Here is a 25,798-nt window from a genome sequence, read left to right as displayed (position 1 = left end):
CGGCGGAGTCGCGCGGTGGCAGGAGCGGCAGCGACGGCAGCAGGAGGTGGCGGCATGACGTGGCACGTGGCCGAGGAGGACCTGCGGGCCTACGCGCGCGGAGAGTTGGCACCCCCCTCGCTGTGGTCGGCCGACACGCACCTCACGGCCTGCGCGCAGTGCCGGGCACGGCTGGCGGGGGCGACCGAGCCGGCCGTGCTGGACGCCGGCTGGGAGCGGCTGGACGCGGAGCTGGACGCGCCCCGGCCGGGACCGTTCGAGCGGGTGCTGCTGCGGCTCGGCGTCGCCGACCACACCGCGCGCCTCCTGACGGCGACACCGGTACTGCGCCGCTCCTGGCTGCTGGCGGTGCTGTCGCTGCTGATGATGACCGTGCTGGTGGTCCGGGTGGCGGACACTCCGGGTCTGTTCCTGGCGCTGGCGCCGCTGCTGCCGCTGGCCGGGGTGGCGCTGTCCTTCGGTCCGTCGCTCGACCCGACGTTCGAGATGGCGGTCGTCGCCCCGCTGCACGGCTTCCGGCTGCTGATGATCCGCACGGTCGCGGTCCTCACCACCGGGCTCGTCTGCAACGGCCTGGCGACCCTGGCCCTGCCGGGGTACGGCCTGTCGGCCCTGGCCTGGCTGCTGCCCGCGCTCGCCCTCACCGCGACCGGACTGGCGCTCAGTGCCCGGCTGGGCCCGGTGCTCGCGCCCGCGCTGGTCGGCGGCGGATGGCTGGCGCTGCTGCTGGTGGCCACCACGCGGGCCGACGGCCACACGCCCGTGCCGTTCACGGCGGCCGGGCAGTCGGCCGCGGCAGGACTGGCGGCCCTGGCGACCGTGCTGCTCGTGCAGTCACGGGACCGCTTCGACACCGGGCGCGCGGGCCACTTCGCGGGAGGGGACCTGCCATGACGACCGACCGTCGTACGGCGTTCTTGCTGCCGACCCGCGCCTCGCAGTCCCGGTGGGCGGCAGGTGACGGCCCTTCACCCGACGGCCCTTCACCCGACGGCCCCCGCCCCCACAGCCACCCACCGGTCGGCGCCCCCGCCCACCGCCCTTCACCCGACGGCCGCGCAGGCCACTGCCCTTCCGGGAGCACCGCATGACCCCCGCACCCACCACGCTGACGGCCTCCGGCCTCACCCTCCGCTACGGCGGCACACGGGCCCTCGACGACGTCTCGCTGAGCCTGACACGCGGGGTCACGGGGCTGCTCGGGCCCAACGGCGCGGGCAAGACCACCCTGCTGCGGGTGCTGGCCACCGCCGTGCCGCCCGACGGGGGCGGGTTCAGGGCGCTGGGCCACGACCCGCGCACCTCGGCGGGCCGGCTCGCGCTCCGGAGGGAGCTGGGCTACCTGCCCCAGACCCCCGGGTTCCACCCGGACTTCACGGCCTTCGAGTTCGTCGACTACGTGGCGATCCTCAAGGAGCTGACCGACCGCGGGGCACGCCACCGCGAGGTGCGCCGCGTCCTGGAGGCCGTCGACCTGAGCGAGGTGCGCGGCAAGCGGATCAAGCGGCTGTCCGGCGGGATGCGCCAGCGCGTCGCCCTGGCCGCCGCCCTCGTCGGTGACCCCGGCTTCCTGGTCCTGGACGAGCCGACCGTCGGCCTGGACCCGGAACAGCGAATGCGGTTCAGGGAGTTGGTCGCCGAGGCGGGCGAGGGCCGCACGGTGCTGCTGTCCACCCACCAGACGGAGGACGTGGCGATGCTCTGCCACCGCGTGGTGGTCCTGGCCCACGGCCGGGTCCGCTTCGAGGGCACCCCCGCCGAGCTGACCGCGCGGGCGGCCGGCCGGGTATGGAGCAGTGCCCGGCGCGACCCGGCCGCACGTGCCGGCTGGCGGACCGGCACGGGCACCTTCCGCAACGTCGGCGACCCGCCCGAGGGCGCCGACCTCCTCGAACCCACCCTGGAGGACGGCTACCTGCTCACTCTGGACGGCGACAGCGCGGCGGTGACGGCATGAGCACCACGGTCAAGGAGCCCACGACGGACCCCACCCCGGCCGACGCCGCCCCGGCCCGCGCCGCCCACCGCACGGCGGCCGTCCTCGCCCTCGCCCGCGTCGAGGCACGGGAGCTGGTGATGCAGATCCCGGTGCTGTTCTTCTTCCTGCTCGAAGCCGGCCTGCTCGTCTGGAAGTGCTGGGACGAGGAGGGCATGGACGCCTTCCCGGTCCTCAACACGGTGGACCGCGACACCCAGTCCGGCCCGCTGCTCGCCTCCATCGCCCTGCTGATCTGTGTCAACGTGGCGGTGCAGCGCGACCGCAGGAACGGCACGGCCCAGCAGTTCGGCGTGCTGCCCCTGGAGCCCTGGCGCCGCACCCTGGCGCACCTGCTGTCGGTGGTGCCGTTCGCCCTGCTGGCCGCGCTGCTGGTCGCCGTCGAGTACGGCTGGTCGGCGCTCAAGCCCGGTGCCGTCGGCCACGGTTCGCTCGGGGAGCTGGCCGTGGGACCGCTGATGGTGCTCCTCACCGGGGTGGTGGGCGTGCTGCTGGCCCGGCTGCTCCCGTCGAGCCTCGTGCCCATACTCTTCGCGGTCGCCGTGTACTTCCTGATCACGAGCCTGCTGATGACCGACGGCGCGCCGGAGGGCGTGCGGCGGCTCGCGCCGGTCCTCGACGCGGGCGGCGGCGGGGGCGACCCGGTCCCCTCGGACCTGCTGGGCCGCCCGGCCTCCTGGCACGCGCTGTACCTGGCCGGGCTGTGCGCCCTGCTGGCCTGCGCGGCGCTGCTCGTCGCCGGCGGCCGCACGCGCGCGCTGAAGGCCGTGACGGCGGTCGCCCTCGCGGTCACCGCGGCGGGCGCCGTCGGTCAGCTCCCGCGGGACACGGCGGCCCTGGAAGCAGCGCGGAAGACGGCCTCCACGGCACCCGAGCGGGTCCAGTCCTGCACGACCCGCGACGGGGCGACGTACTGCTCCTTCCCCGAGTGGAACGGCGTGCGGCGGGAGTGGGCGAAGGTCGTGGACCGGGTGCGCGCGGCGGCCGGCGCCCCGGCGTCCGACCTGCGCCTGACGGTACGACAGCGCATCGACACCAGCGGCGGACTGGAGGTCGACAGCACGCTGGCCCCCTCCACCACTCCCGGTGAGGTCACGGTCGGCACCCGCTGGGGCGGCAACCGCGTCGGCGAGTTCGCGGTGGGCGTGGCCGCGGTCCTGGTGGCCGGTACGGAGGCCAGGGCCGACGCGCTGTGCGACGGGCGCATGGTCACCGTCATGTGGCTGGCCCTGGGCAGCGACCCGCACCCCCTGACGACCTTCCGCAACGTACGCCTCGACGACGAGGTCACCGGCTCGGGCGTGGTCCTGGCCCCGACGGACCCGCTGTCCCTGACGGCCCAGCAGACCGAGGTCCTGCGTGCCCTCCTGGACCGCCCGCGCGCGGAGGTGACCGCCCGGGTCAAGGCCCACTGGCGGGACCTGACGTCCCCCCGGACGACGACGGCACAGACCGCGCGGCTGCTGGGCGTGCCGGTGCCGAAGGGGGTGGAGACCTGTGCGGACGACGAGTAGGTCCCTCCTGCGCAGGGGGAGGGGCCCGCTGCTGCGGGCGCTCGTGCCGCCGGTGTGGCGGACGTTGCCCTGGCGGGCGGCCGCGGTGGCCGGCACAGGGGGCCTGTTGCTGGCCGGGAGCACCAGACTTCCGGAGCGGGTGCCCGACGCGGACGCGGGATGGGCCGTGCTGCGGCTGGTCGCGCTGCTCGGTGCCCTCGCGTTCGGGTTCCTCCTCGACGACCCGGCCCGGCACACCACCGCCGCCACACCGGTGGGCCGGGCGGTCCGGGCCGGCCTGCGGGCGGGGCTGGCCCTCCCGGTCGCGGCGGCCTGGTGGACGGCGGCCCTGTTCCTCGTACCGGGGCCCGCGCGTCCCCCGGCCGGCCCGGTCACGCTGGAAGCCGCCGCCATGGCGACGACCGCGCTCGCCCTCGCGACGACGGTGATCCGCTGCACGGACGCGACCAGGCCGGGCAGGGCGACGGCGGTCCGGCTGGCCCTGGCCGCACTGGCCGTGGCGCTGGTCCCGGACCGCTGGGGACTGCTGAACCTGCCCGGGGACCCGTGGTGGACCGGGACCCAGCAGCGATGGGCCTCGGCCCTGGTCCTGACGGCGCTGCTGGTCGGGGCGGGGACACCGGAGCCGCTGCGGCGGTGGAGCCCGGGACGCAGACCGCTCGCCGGCCGGCCGGGGCGCACGTCACCCGCACGCTGACCCCGGGCACCAGGGCCGTCGTCCACTGCCGGGCGTACTCAGCCGTCCGGCCCTCCACCAGCGGGAAGGTCCCCCGGGGTCTCACGTCTCCGTGCGGTACATCAGGTCCGTCTCGTAGGTGACGAAGCCCAGCCGCTCGTACACGGACACCGCCGCCTTGTTGTCGGCGTCCACGTACAGCATCGCCGTGGGCATCCCCTGGGCCGCCAGGTGCCGCAGGCCGATGGTGGTGAGGGACTTGCCGAGGCCCCCGCCCTGGGCACCGGGGGCGACGCCGACGACGTAGACCTCGCCGAGCTGTTCCTCCGCATGGACCTTCGTCCAGTGGAAGCCGACCAGGTGCTCCCCGCGGAAGGCGAGGAAGAAGCCCCCCGGGTCGAACCAGGGCTCGGCCTTGCGGGCGTCGAGGTCCACCTGGGTGAGGGAGCCCTGCTCGGGGTGGTGGGCGAAGGCCGCGGAGTTGACGGCCAGCCAGGCGGCGTCGTCGGTGCCGGGCACGAACGCCCGTACGGTGACGCCCTCGGGCAGGACGGGGGCGGGCAGGTCGAGGTCGGTCAAGGACCGGCGCATCTGGCGCAGTTCGCGGAACAGGGTCAGGCCGAGCACCTGGGCCAGGTGCCGGGCGGCGGGGTGACCGCCGTGGGCCCAGACCCGCAGCCGCTTGCCGGAGGCGGCGAGCAGCGCGGACCCGAGCGCACGGCCGTGCCCGTGACCGCGGTGACCGGGGTGGACGACGAGTTCGGCGGCCGGTGCCTCGACGGGGTCGGTGTCCTCGAGCTGGCCGTAGCCGACGAGTTCGTCGCCCACGGTGAGCAGCAGGTGGGACACGCCCGCGCGGGCGCCGCCGCGCAGCTGCAGCCGGCCCTGCTCGGACACCGCCTGCTGGCCGTCCGCGCGGGCGGCCTCGGCGAGCAGGTCGAGGACGGCGTCGGTCTGGTCCGGGGTGAGCGCCGAAGTGGTCTCGAGGGATCGGGAGGAGGGGAGCCGTGCGGGGTCGTCGCTGGTCATGCGTACGAGGGTAAGGCTCGCCCCGGCCGAAGTGGCGGCAGCGCCCGGGCGGGCGGCGACGGCAAAGACGTCGGAAAAGGGAAACCAGGATGTAACCATGAACCCCCTGTCGCGCTACGCGCGTTGACTTTAGGCTGCGCCGGGCGAACCACTCACCACAGTTGAAGCACAGGGGGGCGCATGCCAGCCACTTCCCAGTCGTATCCGAGCCGCCGACGCCGGACGTACCGCATGCTCGCGGCGGCCGTCACGCTCGCCAGCGCGGGCGCGCTGGCCGCGGCGCTCCCGGCGGACGCGCACGACAGCACGCACTCCCGTCCGCTGCCCAGCCGTTACCAGGACGTGCAGCTGCTGTCCTTCAACGACCTGCACGGCAACCTGGAGCCGCCGTCCGGTTCCTCCGGCCGGGTCACCGAACGGCAGGCGGACGGCACGACGAAGACGATCGACGCGGGCGGTGTGGAGTACCTGGCCACGCACCTGCGCCAGGCCCGCCAGGGCCACCCGTACTCCGTCACCGCGGCCGGCGGTGACATGGTCGGCGCCTCGCCGCTGATCTCGGGCCTGTTCCACGACGAGCCCACCATCGAGGCGCTGAACAAGCTGGACCTGGACGTCACGTCGGTGGGCAACCACGAGTTCGACGAGGGCGCCAAGGAACTGGGCCGGCTGCAGAACGGCGGGTGCCACCCGACCGACGGCTGCTACACGGACACGCCGTTCGAGGGCGCGGACTTCCCCTACCTCGCGGCCAACGTGCTGAACGAGAAGTCCGGCAAGCCGATCCTCAAGCCGTACTGGGTCTGGAAGAAGAAGGACGTCAAGATCGGCTTCATCGGGGTGACCCTGGAGGGCACGCCGGGCATCGTCTCCGCGGAAGGCGTCAAGGGCCTGCAGTTCAAGGACGAGGTCGAGACGATCAACAAGTACGCCAAGGTGCTCCAGCGCCAGGGCGTGCAGTCGATCGTGGCGCTGATCCACGAGGGCGGCTTCCCGGCCTCGTCGGCGTACAACTACGACTGTGACGCGCCGGGTGCGGGCGCCGGGATCTCCGGCCCGATCGTCGACATCGCCAAGAACGTGACGCCGGCGGTGGACGCGCTGGTCACCGGCCACACCCACAACGCGTACGTGTGCACCGTCAATGACCCGGCGGGCCGGCCCCGCATGGTCACCTCGGCGTCGAGCTTCGGCCGCCTGTACACGGACACCACGCTGACGTACGACCGGTTCACCGGTGACATCGCGCGCACGGCGGTGAAGTCGGCGAACCACGTGGTCACCCGGGACGTCCCCAAGGCGCCCGACATGACGCAGCTGATCAGCAAGTGGAACACGCTGGCCGCGCCGATCGGCAACCGTCCCATCGGCTACATCTCCGCCGACGTCCCCAACACGGGCACCGAGTCCCCGATGGGCGACCTGATCGCCGACGCGCAACTGGCGTACGGCAAGCAGCTGGACCCGGAGACCGACCTGGCGCTGATGAACCCGGGTGGTGTGCGCGCGGGCCTGACCTACGCGGCCAAGGCCGGCGAGGGCGACGGCGTGGTGACGTACGCGGAGGGCTTCACGGTGCAGCCGTTCGCCAACACGGTGAACCTGCAGGACTTCACGGGCGCCCAGGTGATCCAGGCGCTCAAGGAGCAGGTGAGCGGCTCCAACGCGGCGGCCCCGAAGATCCTCCAGCCGTCGTCGGGCCTGACGTACACGCTGGACCTGACCAAGGCGGGCGCGGACCGCGTGGTCACGGACTCGATCCGGCTGAACGGCGCGCCGATCGACCCGGCGGCCACCTACCGGGTCGCGACGAACAGCTTCCTGGCGGGCGGCGGTGACGGCTTCACCACGCTGGGCCTCGGCACCAACGACCTGGTCGGCACCGACGACCTGGCGGCCCTGGCGCAGTACCTGACGGCCGGTTCCTCGGCCACCAGCCCGATCGCCCCGCCGGTCCCGAACCGGATCACGATCGTGCAGTAGGCCTCGGCCGACGAGGGCCCCGTCCGTACGCGCGTCGTACGGACGGGGCCCTTCTGCATGTCGATCCCGACGTGTTGCAACGGGCCGCGTCCCCTCCCCGCCCGGCGGCGCGTCCGTCCGGGCGGGGAGATCGTACGGCTGCGCGCCGGGCGGTCAGGCGGTGGGCGTCCAGTCGCCCAGCCAGTCCGCGACTTCCTGGTCCGCCGCCTGGGCGGCCGTCAGGTGCGGGCGGTCGCTGCTCGCCGGGCCCGAGCCGGGGCCCTGGTTGGCGTACTCGGCGAAGCGGTCGGACTTCCAGGAGAAGCCGCTCATGTCGGTCCAGGGAGTGGACTTGATCGCGGCGCTGAGGGTCGTGTTGCGCACGGTCGTCTGCGGGTCGAGGGTGGCGTCGCCCCCGGCGTGCCAGGGGCGGCCGAGGTAGAAGGTGCGGTCGGAGACGTCGCCGTTCACCGTGGAGTTGGCGATGAGGATGCCCCGGCGGCCGGCCGCGGTGGAGGGGGCGGTGACGTAGCCGGCGGAGGTGCCGTTCCAGCGCTTCTTCAGCGTGATGACGGACCGGTCGACGACCGCCGTGGCCCGGCCGAAGAGGAAGTCGACGTTCCCGACGACGTACGAGTTGGTGACGTACACCCGGCCGAGCCTGTCCTTCGACGCGGTGTCGACGAGCAGGGTGTCCTGGTCGCCCTCGACGATGACGGAGTCCAGGAGCACCTTGTCGGCGGCCGTGCGCAGCGCCACCGCCTGCGGGGCGATGTCCTGGTGGGCGGCCTCGTCGAAGTCGTTGGCGACGGTGAGGTTGCGGGCCTGGAAGTCGTCGGCCTCCACGGCGACCGTGGCGCTGCCGCCGGTGCCGTACGTGCCGGAGCCGTCGGGCCTGGTGGTGCCGGAGGCGTTGTTGTAGACGATCACCGTGTCCTTGCGGCTCGCGCCGGTGCCCTGGATCGTCACGTGCGGCTTGTTCGACGGCACCCTGACCAGTTCGCGGTACGTGCCCGGCTTCACCGAGATCACCACGCGGGAGGTGTTGCCGGCCGGTACGGCGTTCACCGCCGCCTGGACCGTCGTGTACTGACCGGTGCCGTCCTTGGCCACGGTGAGCGTGGCCGCCGCCGCGGCTGCCGCCTGCTGCTGTCCGCCGACCACCACGGCCGTGCCGTACGCGAGGGTGCCGGCCGCCGTCAGGGCCAGCGGCAGACCGAGGGCCGGGTTCCTCGGCCGCCTGCGCCGGCGGGGCCGGGCCGTGCCGTTGCTGCGGTGCGTTGTGCCAGCGCTCATGCGACTGTCCGTTCCGTGTGGGGGAGGTGACCGACAGGGGGTCGCCACGGGGAACGGAAAGGTTGCCGACCCACCGGAGGGGGCCGGAGCGGCACGGTCCTACGGCGCCGGCGTCCCCGGCGCGGTCCCGGCACCCGGCGTCCCCGGTGTCTCCGGCGTCTCGGGCAGCTCCGGCGGTGGCGTCGGCGCCCCCGGCAGCCGTACGGTCGCCACCGTGCCGCCGCCCTCCGCGCGGGCCAGCGTCACCTCGCCGCCGGACTGCTGCACCGTCCGGGCCACGATGGACAGGCCGAGCCCCGACCCCGGCAGCGCCCGGGCGCTCGGGGAACGCCAGAACCGGTCGAAGACGTGCGGGAGTTCGTCCTCGGGGATGCCGGGGCCGTGGTCGCGCACGGTCAGTACGCCGCCGGCCAGTCGCACCTCCACGGTGCCGCCCTCGGGACTGAACTTCACCGCGTTGTCCAGGACGTTGACCACGGCCCGCTCCAGCGCGGCCGGTTCGGCCCGGGTGTACCAGGGCTCCAGCGACGCGGTCACGGTCAGCTCCGGGCCGCGCAGCCGCGCCCGGCGCAGGGCCGACTCGACGGTGTCCTCCAGCGACACGACCTGCACGCGCTCCCCGCGCTGGCGCTCCGAGCGGGACAGTTCCTGCAGGTCCCCTATCAGCGAGGCCAGTTCGGTCATCTGCGCCTTCACCGACGCGAGCAGCGCCTTGCGGTCGGCCTCCGGGAGGGGGCGGCCGGTCTCCTCGCTGCGGGTGAGGAGCTCGATGTTGGTGCGCAGCGAGGTGAGCGGCGTGCGCAGTTCGTGCCCGGCGTCCGCGATGAGCTGCTGCTGGAGCTCGTGGGAGTCGGCGAGGGAGCTCGTCATGGAGTTGAACGACCGCGACAGGCGGGCGATCTCGTCCTCGGCGTCGTCCTCCACGGGGATGCGGACGCTGAGGTCCTCGGTCCGGGCGATGTGCTCGACGGCCTCGGTCAGCTTGTCCACGGGCCGCAGCCCGGCCCGGGCGACGGCGAGCCCGGCGACCCCGGCACCGATGACGCCGACGCCGGAGAAGAGCAGCAGGATCAGCGCCAGTTCGTTCAGGGTGGACTGGGTGCCCTTGAGGGGGGCCGCCAGGACCAAGGCGACTCCCTTGCCGTCGGACGTGTCGACGCCCAGGTACGCCGTCAGCACCCGTACGGCGTTGCCCTTCTCGTCCGTACCGTCCCGGAAGTAGCCCTCGCCGCCCTTCGCGTTCCGGATGACGGTCCGGTCGCCGCCGGTGACCTTGACGGCGCTCGGCGAGTTCGGATCGACGCAGGGCGCGCCCTCCTCCTTGATCGCCTGGACGTAGTCGTTCCGCCCGGGGAAGACCTGGGTGTTCCCCTGCGGGCTCTGCGTGCACCGCTCGAGCAGCGCACCGACCGTGCCGGGCTTGCGCGCCATCTCCCGCAGGTCGTCGTCGACCTGGTCGTACAGCTTCCCCTGCACGATGAACCAGCACGTCACCGACACCGCCGCCACCGCGAACGCCACCGCCGCCGCGACCAGCAGGGACAGCCGGGCGCGGATCGGGAGCGTGCGGAAGCGGCGCGTGAGCCTGTTCACTCGGCACCGCCCTGCCGCAGGACGTAGCCGACGCCGCGCACGGTGTGCACGAGGCGCGGCTCGCCGCCCGCCTCGGTCTTGCGCCGCAGGTACATCACGTACACGTCCAGCGAGTTGGACGACGGCTCGAAGTCGAAGCCCCACACGGCCTTGAGGATCTGCTCGCGGGTGAGCACCTGGCGCGGGTGCGCCATGAACATCTCCAGCAGGGTGAACTCCGTGCGGGTCAGCTCCACCGGCCGCCCGCCGCGCGTGACCTCCCGGGTCGCGAGGTCCATGCGCAGGTCGGCGAAGGTGAGCGCCTCGTCCGCCTGGGCCTCGGCGGACACGGCGGCGGCGTAGGAGCTGCGCCGCAGCAGGGCCCGGATGCGGGCGAACAGCTCGTCCAGCTCGAACGGCTTGACCAGGTAGTCGTCGGCCCCGGCGTCCAGCCCGGTGACCCGGTCGCCGACGGTGTCGCGGGCGGTGAGCATGAGGATGGGCGTGGTGTCGCCGGCGCCCCGGATGCGGCGGGCGGCGGTCAGGCCGTCCATGCGGGGCATCTGGATGTCGAGGACGAGCAGGTCGGGGCGGTAGCGGGTGGCCTTGTCCAGGGCGTCCGCGCCGTCGACGGCGACCTCGGTGTCGTAGCCCTCGAAGGCGAGGCTGCGCTGGAGTGCTTCGCGCACCGCCGGCTCGTCGTCGACGATGAGGATGCGCTGGGTGTCACGGTCGCCTTCGGCGGGGCTCATGGGCGTGGGTTCCTCGGGTGCGGGCGGGACGGTGTGCTGACGGGCACGGACGGGCCCGGGCCTTCTCAGCGTCGCACGAATCCCGGCGGACACGAGGAGGCCCCCCGGCGGGAGCCGGTCAGGCGGCCCGTCGGGCCGGGCGGCGGCGGGTGCCGCGGGACGGGGGAGCGGTGCGGCGCGTGGACGACCTGCTGGATCATGACGTCCTCCTGGTGGTCCGCTGGTGGTGCGCTGGTGGTCCGCTAGTTGTCCGCGCCGCCGGCCCGCAGCGTGGCCAGGTCGGACTTCACGGTGTTGATCGGGATGGCGAAGCCCAGGCCGATGCTGCCGGCGTCCGAGGAGGACGAGGAACTGGCCGAGTACATGGCGGAGTTGATGCCGATGATGTTGCCGCCGGCGTCGATCAGCGCGCCCCCGGAGTTGCCGGGGTTGAGCGAGGCGTCGGTCTGGATCGCCTTGTAGGTCGTCGTGGAGGAGCCGGTGTCGCCGTTGAACTGCCGGCCGCCGAACTCGAACGGCCAGCCGCCGCCCTGCTGCTGTTGCTGCTGGCCCTCGTCGGTGGAGACGGTGACGTCCCGGTCCAGGGCGGAGACGATGCCGCTGGTGACGGTGCCGCTGAGGCCCTCGGGGGAGCCGATGGCGACGACGGTGTCGCCGACCCGCACGCCGGCGGAGTCGCCGAGCGTGGCCGCCTTCAGCCCGGAGGCGCCCTGCACCTTGATCAGCGCGAGGTCCTTCTTGCTGTCGGTGCCGACGACCTGCGCGGTGTAGGTCTTGCCGGTGCTGGTCCTCACCTTGACCGAGGAGGCGCCGGCGACGACGTGGTTGTTGGTGACGATCTCGCCGCCGCTGGTGATGATCACACCGGAGCCGGTGGACTGGCCGGAGCCCGACGTCGCCTGGACCTCGACGACGCTCGGGCTGACGGCCGCGGCGATGGCGGCGACACTGCCGGTCCTGCCGGTCGGCACCACGCTGGTGGTGGTCGAGGACGAGACGACCTCGTTCTTGCCGGTCAGCTCCTGGATGCCGTAGGCGGTGCCGCCGCCGATGGCCGCGGCCACGATCGCGACGGCGGCCAGCAGCCCGAGCGGGCCGCGGGTGCGCCTGCGGGCGCGGGGCGCCGGCTCGGCCGTGCCGGGGGTGAGGAGAGCGGTGCCGCCGTCGCCGTCCCCGGCGCCCTGCGCCGTGAGGGGCCGGTACTGCGGCGGGGGCGGCCACTCGGGGTTGACCGGCGAGGGGGCGGCGGGGGTGGAGGCGTGCTGCTGGGCGCCCTGGTGAGGGTGGGGGTACGCGCTGTCGTACTCGCCTTCGCGGCGGAAGCTCTCGGTCATGTCCCCGAGACTGCCGCCCGACCATGAGAGCTCCCTGAGTGCTCCCTGAGAAGCCCGGCAGAAGCTCGTTCGCCCCGTATAAGTGGCTTGCTGCGGACCTGGGCGGGTCCTTCAGGCAGCTCTCAGGAAAGCCGCCCGCGGCCTCACGCGCAGCCGCAGGACCGCCGTACCACCAGCCGCGACGGGAACACCTTCAGCCGCTCCCGGCGCGAGCCCGCGACCCGCAGCCCGTCGTCCAGGACCAGGTCGACCGCCGCGCGGGCCATCGCCGAGCGGTCCGAGGCGACCGTCGTCAGCGGCGGGTCCGCGAGGGCCGCCTCCTTGATGTCGTCGAAGCCGGCCACGCCCAGCTCGCCGGGCACGTCGATGCGCAGCTCGCGGGCGGCCCGCAGCAGGCCGATGGCCTGGTCGTCGGTGGAGCAGAACACCGCGGGCGGGCGCCGGGGTCCGGAGAGGATGTCGAGCGCCACGCGGTAGGCGTCGTAGCGGTTGTACGGGGCCTCGAAGACCCGGCCCTCGGTGGGCAGGCCGGCCTCCTCCATGGCCCGCTTCCAGCCCTCGACGTGGTCGGAGACGGGGTCGCCCACGGCCGGCGTCTCGGCGGTGCCGCCCATGCAGGCGACGTAGTCGTAGCCGTGCTCCAGCAGGTGCCGGACGGCCATCTGGGCGCCGTTGACGTCGTCGAGGACCACGGCCACGTCGTCGATGGCCTCGGGCCGCTCGTGCAGCAGCACCACACGGGCGTCCCACGCGTCGATCTCGGCGGCGGCGGAGTCGTTGAGCGCGTGGGAGACGAGGATCAGGCCCGAGACGCGCATCCCGAGGAAGGCCCGCAGGTAGTGGACCTCGCGCTCGCCGATGTAGTCGGAGTTGCCGACGAGGACCATCTTCCCGCGCTCGGAGGCGGCCTGCTCGACCGCGTGCGCCATCTCCGCGAAGAACGGCTGGCGGGCGTCCGGGACGATCAGGCCTATGAGGTCGGTGCGCCGGGACGCCATGGCCTGGGCGACCCGGTCGGGCCGGTACCCCAGCTCCTTGATGGCGGCGAGGACACGCTCGCGCGTGGCCGGGGCGACCGGCCGGGGTCCGTTGTTGATGACGTAGCTCACGACGGCGGTCGAAGTCCCCGCCAGCCGCGCCACGTCGTCCCGAGTCACCTTGGCCACGCGCGGAGTCTACGCGGAGAGACCCGCCCTGGGCAGGGCGTCCGGGGGCTTGCCCCGGGACGCCCGTGCGGTGGCAACGCCCAGGTGGCGGGGGTGCTACACGTCCGCCGCGACCTCTTCGGCACCGATCCTGGCCGCGTTGTCCGCATCGCCCGGCTTTGGCCGGTCCGCCGCGGCCTTCGGGGCCTTCGCCTCGTCCGCGGAGCGGTCGCCCTTCTCGGGAGTAACGAATCGATAACCGACGTTCCGGACGGTGCCGATCAGCGACTCGTGCTCGGGGCCGAGCTTGGCGCGCAGCCGCCGTACGTGGACGTCGACCGTGCGGGTGCCGCCGAAGTAGTCGTAGCCCCAGACCTCCTGCAGCAGCTGGGCGCGCGTGAAGACGCGGCCGGGGTGCTGGGCGAGGTACTTCAGGAGCTCGAACTCCTTGAAGGTCAGGTCCAGGACCCGGCCCTTGAGCTTGGCGGAGTAGGTCGCCTCGTCCACCGACAGGTCGCCGTTGCGGATCTCCATGGGGGAGTCGTCGTTGACGATCTGCTGGCGGCCCATGGCGAGCCGCAGGCGGGCCTCCACCTCGGCCGGTCCGGCGGTGTCCAGGAGGACGTCGTCGATGCCCCAGTCGGCGGTGACGGCGGCCAGGCCGCCCTCGGTGACGACCAGGACGAGCGGACAGCCGGGCCCGGTGGAGCGCAGCAGCTGGCAGAGGCTGCGCACCTGGGGGAGGTCGCGGCGGCCGTCGACCAGGATGACGTCGGCGCCCGGGGTGTCGACGAGGGCGGGGCCCTCCGCCGGGGCGACGCGCACGGTGTGCAGCAGCAGTCCGAGGGCGGGCAGCACCTCCGTCGACGGCTGGAGGGCGTTGGTCAGGAGCAGCAGAGAACTCATACGTCTGGTTCCTCCTCGGTCCCTGCGAGGACGTGGGCGGTGCGGCACTGCTCTGCGATCCCGGGGCCCCGTACACCAGCGGTTTCCCCACTCGTATACAACGCTTCCGAAAGCACGAAAGGACCCGGGGGCTTCACTGCCCGAGTCCTCTTCCCAGCACAATAGCCGACATGAGCAACGGTTCGGCAGGTCGTGGGGCACGTTCCCCCGTTCGTCCGCATGGCGAGACGACGGGAACCGCACCATTGCGGACGTTCCTGTACACGGAAGACGGGATCTCGATCGATTCCGTATACGATCCGGGACCCGTTGTATACGACACGTCACCGTCACCCGCCGATCATCCGGTGTTCGTCGTGGCGCACGGGTTCACCGGCGACGTGGACCGTCCGCACGTTCGCCGGGTGGTGCGCGTCCTCGCGCGGTACGGCGCCGTCGTCACCTTCTCCTTCCGCGGCCACGGGGCCTCCGGCGGGCGCTCCACGGTCGGCGACCGGGAGGTGCTGGACCTGGCGGCCGCGGTCGGCTGGGCGCGCTCGCTCGGGCACACGCGCGTGGCGACGGTCGGCTTCTCCATGGGCGGCTCGGTGGTGCTGCGGCACGCGGCCCTGCACCGGGACGCCGAGGGCACGGACGCCGTCGTCTCGGTCAGCGCCCCCGCCCGCTGGTACTACCGGGGGACGGCCCCCATGCGGCGGCTGCACTGGCTGGTGACCCGGCCGGCGGGCCGCCTGGTCGGCCGCTACGGCTTCCGCACCCGCATCCACCACCGCGACTGGGACCCGGTGCCGCTGTCCCCGGTGGAGGCGGTGCCAGGGATCGCCCCCACCCCGCTGCTCGTCGTCCACGGCGACCAGGACGGCTACTTCCCCGTCGACCACCCGCGGATGCTCGCCGAGGCCGCCGCCGGTCACGCCGCGCTCTGGCTCGAACCCGGCATGGGCCACGCCGAGCACGCCGCCGCGGACCCGCTGATGACCCGGATCGCCGAGTGGACGGTGGCCCGGCTCCGGGAGGACGGCTGACCGCCGGGCGGCCGGTGCCCCTCGTGGCCGTGCGGGCACGCGCGAGGGCCGCACCCCAGGTGTCCAACCCGCGGGGTGCGGCCCTCGTGTGCGGTGCGGTCCGCTCAGACCGCGATCGCGACCTCCGCGAGGCCGCCGTGCTGGGCGACCACCGTGCGGTCGGCGCTGGCGCCGGGCACGAGGGCGCGGACGGTCCAGGTCCCCTCGGCCGCGTAGAAGCGGAACTGTCCGGTGGCGGAGGTCGGGACCTCCGCGGTGAACTCGCCGGTCGAGTCGAGCAGGCGCACGTAGCCCTGCACCGGCTCGCCGTCCTTGGTCACCTGGCCCTGGATGGTGGTCTCACCGGGCTTGATCGTCGAGGCGTCCGGCCCGCCGGCCTTCGCTCCACACATGTCGTACTCCTGAAGGGGTCGGATGCGGTCGGTGGGTGGGGTTACTTGCCGGTGCCGAGCTCGATCGGCACGCCCACCAGGGAGCCGTACTCGGTCCAGGAGCCGTCGTAGTTCTTGACGTTCTCCACGCCCAGCAGCTCGTGCAGCACGAACCAGGTCAGGGCCGAGCGCTCACCGATGCGGCAGTAGGCGATCGTGTCCTTGGCGAGGTCCACGTCCTCCTGGGTGTAGAGCTCCTTGAGCTCCTCGTCCGACTTGAACGTGCCGTCGTCGTTGGCGTTCTTCGACCACGGGATGTTCTTCGCGGACGGCACGTGGCCGGGGCGCTGGGACTGCTCCTGCGGCAGGTGGGCCGGGGCGAGCAGCTTGCCCGAGAACTCGTCGGGCGAGCGCACGTCGACCAGGTTCTGCGCGCCGATGGCCTGGACCACGTCGTCGCGGAAGGCGCGGATCGAGGCGTCCTGCGGCTTGGCCTTGTAGTCGGTCTTCGGGCGCTCGGGGACCTCGTCGCCCGGGACCAGCTCGCGGGCGTCCAGCTCCCACTTCTTGCGGCCGCCGTCGAGGAGCTTGACGCTCTCGTGGCCGTAGAGCTTGAAGTACCAGTAGGCGTAGGACGCGAACCAGTTGTTGTTGCCGCCGTAGAGGATCACCGTGGTGTCGTTGGCGATGCCCTTCTCCGACAGGAGCTTCTCGAAGCCCTCCTGGTCGACGAAGTCACGGCGGACCGGGTCCTGGAGGTCCTTGGTCCAGTCGATGCGGATCGCGTTCTTAATGTGGTTCTTCTCGTAGGCGGACGTGTCCTCGTCCACCTCGACGATGGCGATGGTCGGGTCGTCCAGGTGCTCCTGGAGCCAGTCGGCGTCGACCAGGACGTCGCTGCGGCTCATGCTCGTTCTCCTCCGGGGCAGTCGCGGCGGGGGTGTGCAGGTGAGGGACGTGCGCGGGCGCAGGGGCGGGGCGCACGGACGCCCTGGGCAGGGCGGCGGGGAACGCGGGTGCCCGGCTCTGGGGTCGGGGTCCGCTCAGAAGGGGCGACAGAGCATGGCGGCGACGCGGCACAGGTCTACTGCCCGCCGCTTCGTGAGGTCCGCCTGTCGCTTCATGGTCCCGATCGTAGGGACGGATCGGGACGTGTGTCACCGCCGTGTCATATGGCGAGACGCGATCGTCCGAATAGCGGGATGAGTGAGGTGTCCGGACCCCGCCCGCGGGCACGGCGGAGCACCCCGCGGGCCCTGGCGGCTGCGGTACGGACGGCACCGTCTCGCCTGTCGGACACCTGCCGTCCGTGGTGGCCCTGCGCGGCGGCGCCCGGCCGTACGACGTGTTCCGGCCAGGTGCTGCCTACCCGGCCAGGCGGACGCCGGAACCCTTCACCGTGATCTCGACGCCGTTCTTCGCGGGCACCACCGTGTCCAGGCCGATGCCGCCCGGCAGGTCGTCGATCTTCTGCTCGAAGTCGGTGACCGAGCGGACCTGGTTCTCGCCGATCCTGACCCCGCCGATGCTCGGCAGCGAGTCGGCGTGCACCCGCACGGTGTCGCCCTCGACGGACACGGAGCTCAGCACGTACACCGTCGGCAGGCCCGCCGCGCTGACGCCCACCTTGATCTTGCCGTTGCCGCCGTCGGCCAGGCTCACCACGCGCGCGGTCAGCCCGAAGCCCAGCTCCGTGGGCTGCGACTTGGCCGCCTTCAGCAGCTGGTCGTAGGTGATCGACGCGGTGCCGCGGGCCGTCGACGCGGTGGCGGAGCCGAAGTCGGAGGAGAACTCCACGCCCTTCATCGACGCCTTGAGGTCGTCGATGCGGATCGGGTCCCTGCCGTTGCCGGTGTCCGCCTGGTAGCTCTTGATGCCGACCTCGACGTCGTCCAGCGAGCCGCCGGCCACCTGGGTGAGGAAGGGGAAGCCCTTGATGGACACGTCCGGGGTGGAGGCCAGGTTCTCGCTGGTCCTCAGCTTGTCGGCGGCCTCGCCCTCGGCGAAGTGGACGGCCAGCCGGTCCGCCAGCACGAACAGGCCACCCAGGACCACGACGACGATCAGCAGTATTCGCAGCGCACGCATTGCAGTTGTTTCCCCCACCCGGGACGGCCGGCCTGACGGTCAGTGACCACTCACGGTAAACCTGGGGGCAAGACCGGCCGGTGATTTGTCGATCAGCTGTGACAGAGGACCGCCGTCACACCAGGGCCCGCCCCAGCACCCACACCGCCGGGGCCGCCGCCGCGAGGGGCAGGGCCACGCCGGCCGTGAAGTGCACGAAGCGGGACGGGTAGTCGTAGCTCGCGACCCGGTGGCCGACCAGCGCGCACACCGCGGCGCCCGCGCCGAGCAGCGCGCCCCGCGCGCCGACGTCGGTCAGCCCGCCGACCGCGACGCCCGCGCCCGCGGCGGCGAGCAGCGCCACCACCACGGACGCCGGCGTCGGCAGCGGCAGCGCCCGGGCCACCAGGGCGACGGCCACCGCGGCCGCGCCGACCGTCACCGCGTCCGGCTCGGCGGCGAGGAAGCCGGTCGCCAGGATCGCCAGGGCCGAGGAGGCGACCGTCGCCATCAGGCCGTACATCCGCTCGTCCGGGTCGGCGTGCGAGCGCAGCTGGAGCACCAGGCAGAGCAGGACCCACACGCCGAGCGTGCCGAGGATCGCGGCCGGCCCGTTGTCGCGGCCGGCCACCAGCAGGGCGGCGTCGGAGACCAGCGCGCCGAGGAACGCCAGCGCGATGCCCTGCCGGGCGGGCCACATGCCGTTCAGCCGGAACCAGCCGGCCGCCGTCACCGCCTGCAGCACGACCAGCGGCACGAGCAACGCGTACGTCCCGAGCGCCGCCGTGCCCGACAGGAGCAGCCCGAGCAGCGCGGTGAGCGCCGCCGGCTGCATCCCGGGCTCTATGACCGGCGAACGGCCCTCCAGACGGGCCCGCTGGGCGTCGGTGATCCGGGCGTTCCCGGCGAGCGTGGCGGGACCGTACTCGGGTGCCTGGCCGGAGGCGGCCGCCTGGGCGGCGGCGGGAGCGGCGGGAGCGGCGGCGACCGGTTCGGCCGGGGGCAGCGCCGCGTCGAACGGCTGGGGGGTCGGCTGCGCGGCGGCGTGCTGCGGGGCGTAGGCGTAGGCCTGCGCGTCCGGGTACTGCTGCGCGGGCTGCCCGTACGCCGACGGGGCGTACGAGTCCTGCGGGGACTGCGGTGCCTGCTGCCAGGCGTCCGCCGCCAGGACCGGGGGCAGGTACGACGTCTCGGCCGGGCCGGCCGCCGTCACCGGCGGCTGCGTGCTGGTCTCCCAGGTCTGGCCCTGCCACTGCTGGGTGTACTGGTCGTCGTACGGCTGCTCCTCGTACCGCCCGTACCCCGGCTCCTGCGGGTACGGCTGCTGCCCCGGCCAGGCGGCGGACTGCGGGGACCCGTGGGGCTCCGGCCCGTCCTGCCCCTCGGGGTACGGCGGGTGCTGCTGGTACGGCTGGTACGGCTGATCGGTCATCGGTGTCTCGTCACCCTCCTGCGAACGGCGGAAGCACCTCGACCGTGCCGCCCTCGGCCAGCCGAACCGTCTCATGCGCGCGGGTCCCCACGGGGTCGCCGTCGACCAGGAACGAGCAGCGCAGCAGGACGCGCGTCAGCTCACCGGGGTGCCGCGCGCGCACGGCGGTGAGCGCCTCGGCGAGGGTGACCGCGTCGTACGGCTCCTCGGCGACGCCCGCGGCCGCCTTGGCGGCGGCCCAGTAGCGCACCGTGACCTCTGCCATCTCGTCCCTCTGTCGGTCATGCGGAATCGGCTGTGAACACCGCTCAGGCTACTGGGCCCGCGCGGCCTACCCTGGACCCATGTACGCAAGGCGACGGCACGTGTACTTCGCCATGATGGGGACCTGCCTGGCCCTCTTCGTCCTGGCCTGGGGCGTCGTGCGCATCTGGTCGGTCCCCGCGGCCGTCGGCATGTGCGTCGTGGCCATGGTGATCCCGCCCCTCGCCGCGATGGTCGCCAACCGCCGCGGACCCGAGGACCGCTGGTGGGACGACCCGTCCGGCGACCCCAAGTCCGACGAGTGGTGGGACGAACTCGACGGCCGCAAGCGCCCGCGGTAGGTCGTGTCCGCAAAGTCCCGTCGTCCGCCCGGAGGGCAGGCGGGACTTTGCGGACACGGCCTAGGGGCGGGCCGGGGTCCCGTGCCGCGTCAGTACACGAGTGCCTGGGTGTCGTCCGCCAGGGACTCCTGCACGAAGACCTGGGCGCCCGCGATGCGCACGCCCTCGATGACGTCCTTCTCCGTGATGTCCCGGCGGGCCGCGCACTGGGTGCACAGGGTGAGACGGCCGCCCGCGAGGACCGCCTCGATGAGCTCGGGGAGCGGCGCCGCGTGCGGCAGCTCGAACTCCGCGGCCCGGCCCGGCAGCGCGAACCACGCCGACTCACCGGTCAGCCACAGGGACACCTCGACGCCGCTGGCGACCGCCACGGCCGCCACCGTGAACGCCTGCGAGCACCGCTCGGGCGCATCGGCCCCCGCCGTCACCTTGATCACCAGCTTCTTCGCCATGACGGAATCGTAATCAACGCTCCCGCAACTCCTTGTGGGGACCACCCTCGGCACGCTGGCCGGGACCTGCGTCGGCTACCTCGTCCAGGCCGACCACGACCCCACCCCCGAGGGCAGGGTCGCACCGCTGTCCGCGGCCCAGGACGGCCAGGTGGCGACCGACGGCGACCTGCGCAAGCTGCTCACCGACCACGGGCTGCGGCACGTCGCCGCCCGCGGCTGGACCACCGCCGACGGCACCCGGACCCGCATCCACCTCCTGCAGTTCGGCAACGGCGGAGGTCGTCGACGAGCTGTTCGGGTCCCTCGTCCGGTACGACCGACCGGAGTACGCCCTCAGCGGCGCCGCCGAGACGACGCACGACGAGGACCACCCGGCCTCGGCCGTGCCCGCCCAGATCACCCGCTCGCCTACGACGAGGCCGAGCCGTACGGCCCCGAGCAGGTGCGGCAGGCGTACGTCCAGGCGGGTGACGTGATCGGGCTGGTCGTGCAGTCCCGCGAGGGCACCGCCGCGGCCGTGCCGTTCCAGCAGACCGTGACGTTGCAGTCCGAACTGCCGGCCTGACCGGCGGCGGCCCGCAAGGGCGTCCCTCGCACGGAGCCCCGGGTCCCGGCCGCGTAAGCTGGGGCCCGGCTCTGTGTACTCCCCCGACGGGGGACCCTCCGATCCTCGCCCAAGGAGCATCCCGTGGAACTCTTCTTCGAAATTCTGCTGGTCCTGGTCTGCGTCGGCGTCCTCGCCTTCGCCGGTCTGACCGTGAAGAAGCTGTACCAGGGCCAGCGCTGACCCCTATCCAGGAACCGCCTCTCATGATCGAGATTCCGTCCGACCTGCACAAGAACCTGGTCCCGCTCGCCTTCCTGCTCGGCAACTGGGCCGGCGCCGGCGTGCACGACTTCCCCGGCGCCGAGAAGTGCAACTTCGGCCAGGAGGTCACCTTCACGCACGACGGCCGGGACTTCCTGGAGTACCACTCCTCCAGCTGGGTGCTGGACGAGGACGGCAACAAGGTGCGCCCGCTGGAGTCCGAGCACGGCTTCTGGCGGATCGACGACGAGCGCCGGGTCGAGGTGACGATGACCCGTGACGACGGCGTCGTCGAGATCTGGTACGGCCTGCTCGCCGACAAGAAGCCCCAGATCGACCTGGCCACGGACGCCGTCGCCCGCACCGCCGGCTCCCCGCCCTACAGCGGCGGCAAGCGGCTGTACGGCTACGTCAAGAGCGACCTGATGTGGGTGGGCGAGAAGCAGACCCCCGACGTCCCGCTGCGCCCGTACATGTCGGCCCAGCTGAAGAAGGTCGTCACGCCGGAGGACGTCGAGCGCTGGGCGAAGGCCCTGCCGGGCGACCTCCCGGACGACGGCATCGCCTTCTTCAAGTAGCGCGCCGACCGGACCGCCGCCGCCCCGGCGGCGGTCCGCCGTCCCGCCGCCCCGGAGTGATCCGCACGACACGGGCCTAGACTGGCCCCTGTGGTGAGCACCGACTGGAAGAGCGATCTGCGGGAGCGGGGTTACCGGCTGACCCCGCAGCGGCAACTCGTGCTCGAAGCCGTGGACACCCTGGAGCACGCGACCCCCGACGCCATCCTCGGCGAGGTGAGGAAGACGGCCTCGGGGGTCAACATCTCCACGGTGTACCGGACCCTGGAGCTCCTGGAGGAGCTCGGGCTGGTCAGCCACGCCCACCTGGGCCACGGGGCGCCGACGTACCACCTGGCCGACCGCCACCACCACATCCACCTCGTCTGCCGGGACTGCCAGAACGTCATCGAGGCGGACGTGGACGTGGCGGCGGAGTTCACCGCGAAGCTGCGCGAGCAGTTCGGCTTCGACACCGACATGAAGCACTTCGCGATCTTCGGCCGTTGCCGGGACTGCTCGCTCAAGGGTTCAAGTACCGGGTCGTAGTCTTGAGGTATGAAGAGCCCCCTGCTGTCCCTGCCCGGCGCCGTCCCCGCCGAGGGCGTGGACGAAGGTGTCGCCGCGCACTACGGCGACCTGTTCCGTGAGCAGCGTGCCCTCGCCGACGGCACCGGTTTCGTCGACCTCTCGCACCGAGGCGTCGTCACCGTTTCCGGCGAGGACCGGCTGAGCTGGCTGCACCTGCTGCTCACCCAGCACGTCAGCGACCTGCTCGCCGGCCGGGCCACCGAGGCGCTGATCCTCTCCGCCCACGGCCACATCGAACACGCCCTGTACCTCGTCGACGACGGCACCACGGTGTGGGCCCACGTCGAGCCCGGCACCCAGGACGCGCTGCTCGCGTACCTGGAGTCGATGAAGTTCTTCTACCGGGTCGAGGTGGCCGACCGCACCGCCGACACCGCGGTCGTGCACCTGCCGGCCGGCTCCATCGCCCCGGTCCCCGAGGGCGTCGTGGTCCGCGAGACGCCGTACGGCCGTGACCTGTTCCTGCCGCGCGCCGACCTGGAGGCCTACGCGGCCGAGGTCGGCTCCCCGGCCGGGATCCTGGCCCACGAGGCGCTGCGCGTCGAGCAGCACCGGCCGCGCCTCGGCTTCGAGACCGACCACCGGACCATCCCGCACGAGCTGGGCTGGATCGGCAGCGCCGTGCACCTGCAGAAGGGCTGCTACCGCGGCCAGGAGACCGTCGCCCGGGTGCAGAACCTCGGCAAGCCGCCCCGCCGGCTGGTCTTCCTGCACCTGGACGGCAGCGAGGTGCACCTGCCGGCGCCCGGCACCGAGATCCGCGTCGCGGACGAGGACCCCGACGGCCGCAAGGTCGGCTTCGTGACGTCGTCGGTGCGCCACTTCGAGCTGGGCCCGGTGGCCCTGGCCCTCGTCAAGCGCAACGTCCCCCTGGACGCCCGCCTGGTCGCCGGCGACACCGCTGCGGCGCAGGAGACCGTCGTCGAGCCGTAGGAAGCGCCCCCGCGCGCCGGCCGGGCGCGCGGGCTACATCTCCAGCAGGACGGTGAACGGGCCGTCGTTCGTCAGGGACACCCGCATCTGCGCCCCGAAACGGCCCGTCGCCACCGTCGCGCCCAGCGCGCGCAGCTGGGCGACCACCTCGTCGACGAGGGGTTCGGCGACATCGCCGGGGGCGGCCGCGTTCCAGGTGGGGCGGCGGCCCTTGCGGGCGTCGCCGTAGAGCGTGAACTGGCTGATGACGAGCAGGGGCGCGTCGACGTCGCTGCACGACTTCTCGTCCTGCAGCATGCGCACCGACCACAGCTTGCGGGCCAGCTGGGCGGCCTTCTCCTTGGTGTCCTCGTGCGTGACCCCGACGAGGACGCACAGTCCCTCGCCCTCGATCGCGCCCACCGTCTCGCCGTCCACGACGACGCTCGCACCGTCGACCCGCTGTACCACCGCTCGCATGCGGCCCATCATGCCCTGTGCCCGGCAACCCCCGTACCGGGCCTTCTTTTTGATCCTTAAGGCCCCATCTGGGGCCGTTCGGGGGCACTCGGTCACATAGCGGCCACTTGGGGTGGCACGATGCTTCCCACACGCCGGTCGAGGGGACGGTAGAGGCACATGAGCACACCGAGTACCGGGCGGTCGGGCACGGCCACCCAGCGCACGCCCGTGCAGCGCACCGACAGCCCACGGCTGCCGGCGCACCCGCCCGACGCGGAGGGGGCGTTCGAGGCGGTCGGCGCGGCGGCGGCGTTCCCGGCGCCCGGCGCCCGCGCCGTGCCCGGTGCCCGCGAGGTGGCCGGCGTCTGCGAGGTGGCCGGCGTCTGCGAGGTGGCCGACCCGGCGCCCGGCCACGAGCTGTCCGGGCTGAGCCTGCCGCAGCTGCGCACCCTGCGCCGGGACGCCCAGCGCGACGAGGCCGACCTCAGCTACCTGCGCCGGCTCCTCCAGGGCCGCATCGACATCCTGCGCGCCGAGCTGTCCCGGCGCGGTCCCACACCGCCCGGGGACGGGGACGTGGTGGACCGGCTGCCGGAGATCCTGACCGACGCCCCGGCCCGGCAGCGCTCCTCCGCCCGGCACGTCACGGTCGGCGTCCCGCACAGCGAGGAGTACCGGCGGCTGGCCGCCGAGATGCTCGACGAGGTCGAGCTGTCCGACCTCGACGCCCGCACCGACACCGAGCTGCGCGACGCGATGGCCCGCCTGGTCCGCTACGAGCAGCAGGTCTCCCGTCGCCGCCAGCTCCTCCAGCTCACGGCCGACGACTGCGGCGCGGAGATCACCCGCCGCTACCGGGAGGGCGAGGCCCAGGTGGACGACCTGCTGGCGTAGCCCGCCCGGGGGCGCACCGGCGCGTGGGCCCGGCGCGCGGAAAACCGGGCGACACCACCGGGGCGTTTCCCTACCGTGGCCCCATGACCAGCCCTGCCGAGTCCGCCGACCGTGCCGACGCCCTCGACGTCCGTCCGATCACCGAGGCCGAGACACCGGCCTGGATCCGGGCCCTGGACCTCGGCTTCCTGCGCAGCCCGGGCATCTCGGAGCGCGAGCTGGCAGACCGGGCGGCGGGGATCGACCCCCGGCGGACCCTGGGGGCGTTCGACGCGGGCCGGTGCGTGGCGACGTTCCGCTCGTTCCCGCAGGAACTGACGGCCGTCGGCGGCACGGTCGTCGCCGCCGACGCGATCACCAACGTCTCCGTGCAGGCCACCCACCGCCGCCGGGGCCTGCTCACCCGGATGATGAGCCAGGACCTGGCCGCGGCGAAGGAGCGCGGGGACGTCGTCGCCACGCTGATCGCCGCCGAGTACGCGATCTACGGCCGGTACGGCTTCGGACCGGCCACCTGGGCCGCCCGGTGGAGCGTCGACGTGCCGCGCACCGGCCTCGACCGGCGCCGCGCGGTGCCCGACGACGGCGGCCGCATCGACCTCGTCGACGGCGCGGAGATCCGCAAGCTGGGCCCCGAGCTGTACGACCGGGTGCGCCGCGCGGTGCCCGGCGCGATCGACCGCCCCGAGCGCTGGTGGCAGGTGGCCACCGGGGTGCTGCGGACCCGGCCGGAGTGGACCGAGCCGTTCTTCGCCGTGTACCGCTCCGCGGCCGGGGAGGTCGAGGGCATGGTGGCGTACCGCACGGACGACCGGTGGGGAGAGGCCAAGCAGCCGCTGAACACGGCGTCGGTGCTCTGGCTGCTGGGGAGCACCCCGGCCGCCGAGCGGGCGCTGTGGCACTACCTGTGCTCGATCGACTGGGTCACCACGGTCACCTCCGGCGACCGCGCGCCCGACGACCTGCTCCCGCTGTTCCTGCCGGACCCGCGCGCCGCCCGGATCACGATGCGGGCCGACTGGATGTGGCTGCGGCTCCTGGACGTCGTACGGGCCCTGGAGGCGCGGACGTACGAGGGGGAGGGCGAGCTGGTGCTGGAGGTGCTGGACCACGCGGGGCTGACCGGGGGCCGCCACCTGCTGACGGCGTCGCCCGAGGGGGGCTCCTGCGTGCCGACCTCCCGGAGCGCCGACCTCACGCTGGACGTGGCGGACCTGGCGTCGCTGTGGCTGGGCGGGGAGTCGGCGGTGCGGCTCGCGGCGGCGGGCCGGGTGCGGGAGGAACGCGCGGGCGCCGCCCGGAAGGCAGACGCCCTGCTGCGTACGCCCAGGCGACCGTGGTGCCCGGACATCTTCTGAGGGCGGTTCCTTCCGGACGGCGACGGTGGTGGTGCGGTATCCGTAGCTGTTCGGTTGTGGCGGTGCGGTACCGGTGTCG

The 25,798-nt window shown here is 73.3% G+C and carries 28 protein-coding genes; 13 read left to right on the top strand and 15 right to left on the bottom strand.

Annotated features, from left to right (window positions below; translation table 11 throughout):
* Positions 1-54: 54 nt before the first annotated feature.
* The 4 genes from AQJ30_RS17675 (at position 55) to AQJ30_RS17660 (ending at position 4,207) form a co-directional block, all read left to right on the top strand.
* Entirely contained in the window at positions 55-894 is an 840-nt protein-coding gene (locus tag AQJ30_RS17675) for a cupin domain-containing protein (protein WP_067234625.1), read from the top strand.
* A 193-nt stretch (positions 895-1,087) separates the two neighbouring features.
* Entirely contained in the window at positions 1,088-1,957 is an 870-nt protein-coding gene (locus AQJ30_RS17670) for an ABC transporter ATP-binding protein (protein WP_067234622.1), read from the top strand.
* Positions 1,954-3,510: an ABC transporter gene (locus tag AQJ30_RS17665; RefSeq protein WP_067234620.1), complete on the top strand. Its 1,557-nt coding sequence runs from the start codon at positions 1,954-1,956 to the stop codon at positions 3,508-3,510. Before AQJ30_RS17670 ends, AQJ30_RS17665 begins: the two co-directional genes overlap by 4 nt.
* Complete coding sequence (locus tag AQJ30_RS17660; protein ID WP_211279003.1) at positions 3,494-4,207, top strand: ABC transporter; 714 nt, start codon at positions 3,494-3,496, stop codon at positions 4,205-4,207. The genes AQJ30_RS17665 and AQJ30_RS17660 overlap by 17 nt, the downstream gene beginning before the upstream one ends.
* Positions 4,208-4,288: 81 nt before the next feature.
* On the opposite strand, the gene mshD is transcribed toward AQJ30_RS17660, so the two are convergent.
* Positions 4,289-5,215 carry a mycothiol synthase gene (mshD, locus tag AQJ30_RS17655; RefSeq protein ID WP_067234616.1) on the bottom strand — a complete coding sequence of 309 codons (927 nt, stop codon included), beginning with the start codon at positions 5,213-5,215 and terminating at the stop codon, positions 4,289-4,291.
* 180 nt (positions 5,216-5,395) lie between these two features.
* Between mshD and AQJ30_RS17650 the strand changes: the two genes are divergently transcribed.
* The gene (locus AQJ30_RS17650; RefSeq protein ID WP_067234613.1) at positions 5,396-7,198 is read left to right on the top strand and encodes a bifunctional metallophosphatase/5'-nucleotidase; all 1,803 of its coding nucleotides are present in this window, start codon (positions 5,396-5,398) and stop codon (positions 7,196-7,198) included.
* A gap of 153 nt (positions 7,199-7,351) precedes the next feature.
* On the opposite strand, the gene AQJ30_RS17645 is transcribed toward AQJ30_RS17650, so the two are convergent.
* The 6 genes from AQJ30_RS17645 to AQJ30_RS17620 form a co-directional block, all read right to left on the bottom strand.
* Entirely contained in the window at positions 7,352-8,473 is a 1,122-nt protein-coding gene (locus tag AQJ30_RS17645) for a pectinesterase family protein (protein WP_067234610.1), read from the bottom strand.
* Positions 8,474-8,572: 99 nt separating this feature from the next.
* A complete protein-coding gene (locus AQJ30_RS17640; RefSeq protein ID WP_067234607.1) occupies positions 8,573-10,066 on the bottom strand; it encodes a HAMP domain-containing sensor histidine kinase in 1,494 nt (497 codons plus the stop codon).
* A complete protein-coding gene (locus AQJ30_RS17635; protein WP_067234605.1) occupies positions 10,063-10,797 on the bottom strand; it encodes a response regulator transcription factor in 735 nt (244 codons plus the stop codon). Before AQJ30_RS17635 ends, AQJ30_RS17640 begins: the two co-directional genes overlap by 4 nt.
* Before the next feature lie 242 nt (positions 10,798-11,039).
* Positions 11,040-12,131 (bottom strand): S1C family serine protease, encoded by a 1,092-nt coding sequence (locus AQJ30_RS17630; RefSeq protein ID WP_067234602.1) that lies wholly within the window; start codon positions 12,129-12,131, stop codon positions 11,040-11,042.
* 143 nt (positions 12,132-12,274) lie between these two features.
* Positions 12,275-13,297 (bottom strand): LacI family DNA-binding transcriptional regulator, encoded by a 1,023-nt coding sequence (locus AQJ30_RS17625; RefSeq protein ID WP_079084112.1) that lies wholly within the window; start codon positions 13,295-13,297, stop codon positions 12,275-12,277.
* A gap of 96 nt (positions 13,298-13,393) precedes the next feature.
* Complete coding sequence (locus AQJ30_RS17620; protein WP_067234597.1) at positions 13,394-14,182, bottom strand: winged helix-turn-helix transcriptional regulator; 789 nt, start codon at positions 14,180-14,182, stop codon at positions 13,394-13,396.
* Between the two features lie 170 nt (positions 14,183-14,352).
* Here AQJ30_RS17620 and AQJ30_RS17615 point away from each other — a divergent pair, with 170 nt between their 5' ends.
* The gene (locus tag AQJ30_RS17615) at positions 14,353-15,207 is read left to right on the top strand and encodes an alpha/beta hydrolase family protein (RefSeq protein ID WP_079084111.1); all 855 of its coding nucleotides are present in this window, start codon (positions 14,353-14,355) and stop codon (positions 15,205-15,207) included.
* Positions 15,208-15,311: 104 nt separating this feature from the next.
* Here AQJ30_RS17615 and AQJ30_RS17610 read toward each other — a convergent pair whose 3' ends face one another.
* The 6 genes from AQJ30_RS17610 to AQJ30_RS17590 all read right to left on the bottom strand — a co-directional run bounded on the left by AQJ30_RS17610 (position 15,312) and on the right by AQJ30_RS17590 (position 19,342).
* Positions 15,312-15,599: a DUF1416 domain-containing protein gene (locus AQJ30_RS17610; RefSeq protein WP_067234592.1), complete on the bottom strand. Its 288-nt coding sequence runs from the start codon at positions 15,597-15,599 to the stop codon at positions 15,312-15,314.
* A gap of 41 nt (positions 15,600-15,640) precedes the next feature.
* Positions 15,641-16,486, bottom strand: a complete 846-nt coding sequence (locus AQJ30_RS17605) for a sulfurtransferase (RefSeq protein WP_067234589.1) — start codon at positions 16,484-16,486, stop codon at positions 15,641-15,643.
* A 135-nt stretch (positions 16,487-16,621) separates the two neighbouring features.
* Positions 16,622-16,702 carry an Ms5788A family Cys-rich leader peptide gene (locus AQJ30_RS40125; protein ID WP_350751515.1) on the bottom strand — a complete coding sequence of 27 codons (81 nt, stop codon included), beginning with the start codon at positions 16,700-16,702 and terminating at the stop codon, positions 16,622-16,624.
* A gap of 241 nt (positions 16,703-16,943) precedes the next feature.
* Positions 16,944-17,666 carry an LmeA family phospholipid-binding protein gene (locus tag AQJ30_RS17600; RefSeq protein WP_067234586.1) on the bottom strand — a complete coding sequence of 241 codons (723 nt, stop codon included), beginning with the start codon at positions 17,664-17,666 and terminating at the stop codon, positions 16,944-16,946.
* A 115-nt stretch (positions 17,667-17,781) separates the two neighbouring features.
* Positions 17,782-19,077 (bottom strand): hypothetical protein, encoded by a 1,296-nt coding sequence (locus AQJ30_RS17595; RefSeq protein WP_067234583.1) that lies wholly within the window; start codon positions 19,075-19,077, stop codon positions 17,782-17,784.
* A gap of 10 nt (positions 19,078-19,087) precedes the next feature.
* The gene (locus AQJ30_RS17590) at positions 19,088-19,342 is read right to left on the bottom strand and encodes a MoaD/ThiS family protein (RefSeq protein WP_067234582.1); all 255 of its coding nucleotides are present in this window, start codon (positions 19,340-19,342) and stop codon (positions 19,088-19,090) included.
* Between the two features lie 79 nt (positions 19,343-19,421).
* On the opposite strand from AQJ30_RS17590, the gene AQJ30_RS17585 reads away from it, so the two are divergent.
* Positions 19,422-19,682: a DUF3099 domain-containing protein gene (locus AQJ30_RS17585; RefSeq protein WP_067234578.1), complete on the top strand. Its 261-nt coding sequence runs from the start codon at positions 19,422-19,424 to the stop codon at positions 19,680-19,682.
* Between the two features lie 89 nt (positions 19,683-19,771).
* Here the strand turns inward: AQJ30_RS17585 and AQJ30_RS17580 are convergent, their stop codons facing one another.
* Positions 19,772-20,134: a DsrE family protein gene (locus AQJ30_RS17580; RefSeq protein ID WP_067234575.1), complete on the bottom strand. Its 363-nt coding sequence runs from the start codon at positions 20,132-20,134 to the stop codon at positions 19,772-19,774.
* A gap of 34 nt (positions 20,135-20,168) precedes the next feature.
* Between AQJ30_RS17580 and AQJ30_RS17575 the strand changes: the two genes are divergently transcribed.
* The 4 genes from AQJ30_RS17575 to ygfZ all read left to right on the top strand — a co-directional run bounded on the left by AQJ30_RS17575 (position 20,169) and on the right by ygfZ (position 23,026).
* Entirely contained in the window at positions 20,169-20,702 is a 534-nt protein-coding gene (locus AQJ30_RS17575) for a hypothetical protein (RefSeq protein WP_067234573.1), read from the top strand.
* Positions 20,703-20,947: 245 nt separating this feature from the next.
* Positions 20,948-21,523, top strand: coding sequence for a heme-binding beta-barrel domain-containing protein (locus tag AQJ30_RS17570; protein WP_067234571.1), 576 nt, complete (start codon positions 20,948-20,950; stop codon positions 21,521-21,523).
* Positions 21,524-21,613: 90 nt separating this feature from the next.
* Positions 21,614-22,051 (top strand): Fur family transcriptional regulator, encoded by a 438-nt coding sequence (locus AQJ30_RS17565; RefSeq protein ID WP_067234568.1) that lies wholly within the window; start codon positions 21,614-21,616, stop codon positions 22,049-22,051.
* 9 nt (positions 22,052-22,060) lie between these two features.
* Complete coding sequence (ygfZ, locus tag AQJ30_RS17560) at positions 22,061-23,026, top strand: CAF17-like 4Fe-4S cluster assembly/insertion protein YgfZ (RefSeq protein ID WP_067234566.1); 966 nt, start codon at positions 22,061-22,063, stop codon at positions 23,024-23,026.
* Between the two features lie 33 nt (positions 23,027-23,059).
* Here the strand turns inward: ygfZ and dtd are convergent, their stop codons facing one another.
* Positions 23,060-23,485, bottom strand: a complete 426-nt coding sequence (gene dtd / locus AQJ30_RS17555) for a D-aminoacyl-tRNA deacylase (protein WP_067234562.1) — start codon at positions 23,483-23,485, stop codon at positions 23,060-23,062.
* Between the two features lie 159 nt (positions 23,486-23,644).
* Here dtd and AQJ30_RS17550 point away from each other — a divergent pair, with 159 nt between their 5' ends.
* Both AQJ30_RS17550 and AQJ30_RS17545 read left to right on the top strand, forming a co-directional pair.
* A complete protein-coding gene (locus AQJ30_RS17550) occupies positions 23,645-24,361 on the top strand; it encodes an RsiG family protein (protein WP_342671631.1) in 717 nt (238 codons plus the stop codon).
* Positions 24,362-24,444: 83 nt separating this feature from the next.
* Positions 24,445-25,719, top strand: coding sequence for a GNAT family N-acetyltransferase (locus AQJ30_RS17545; RefSeq protein ID WP_067234559.1), 1,275 nt, complete (start codon positions 24,445-24,447; stop codon positions 25,717-25,719).
* Positions 25,720-25,798 lie beyond the last annotated feature (79 nt).

Origin of the sequence: Streptomyces longwoodensis, assembly GCF_001514125.1 — a bacterium.
Lineage (GTDB): Bacteria > Actinomycetota > Actinomycetes > Streptomycetales > Streptomycetaceae > Streptomyces > Streptomyces longwoodensis.
This window is presented reverse-complemented; position numbering and strand designations above follow the sequence as displayed.